This window comes from Arthrobacter sp. Y3223164, assembly GCF_059091005.1.
Map to the genome: position 1 here is coordinate 1 of NZ_JBNHGF010000794.1, position 569 is coordinate 569.

The window sequence follows — 569 nt, forward strand, 5'->3', positions numbered from 1 at the left end:
GACCGCCGACGCCCTGGACTGCTGGCGCCGGGCGGTGGCCGAATTCAGCCACGGCGGCGGGTTCGGCGAGGCGGCCCGCGGCCTGCTGGCGACCGGCACGCTGCTCTCCCGCGAGGACCGCGACACGGACGCGCTGGTCTGCTTCGAGGCGGCGGTGGCCGCGGCCCGCAAGGCCGAGGACGACGACGCCGCGCTGCCGCAGGCCCTGCATGCCCTCGGACATGCCCTGTGCGAGGCCGGCGACCCGGACGGGCTCACTGTCTTGGACGAGGCAATCCGGCTGGCGCACCTCTACGGGGCCCGGTGGTACGAGGCGGACTACAGCGACACGCGGGCGAGGGGGCTGTGGGCGCTGGAGGACGGCACCGGGGCGGTCTCGGCGGCGCTGCAGGCGGCGGACCTCTACTCCGCTGCCGACGACGCAGCCTCGGCCGGCAACGCCGAACTCTTCGCGGCCCATGTGCTGGCCGAGATGGGGCGGGCCGACGACGCCGTGCCGATGTTCAAGCTGGTGCTGCAGGAGCCCGACGTCAGCCGCACACTCCGCGTCGCGGCGCAGCTGGGGCTGG

At 75.4% G+C, this 569-nt stretch carries 1 pseudogene; it reads left to right on the forward strand.

The window, feature by feature from the left end:
• A pseudogene (locus AC5RUJ_RS18060) lies at positions 1 to 569 on the forward strand (hypothetical protein); the annotation flags it as partial.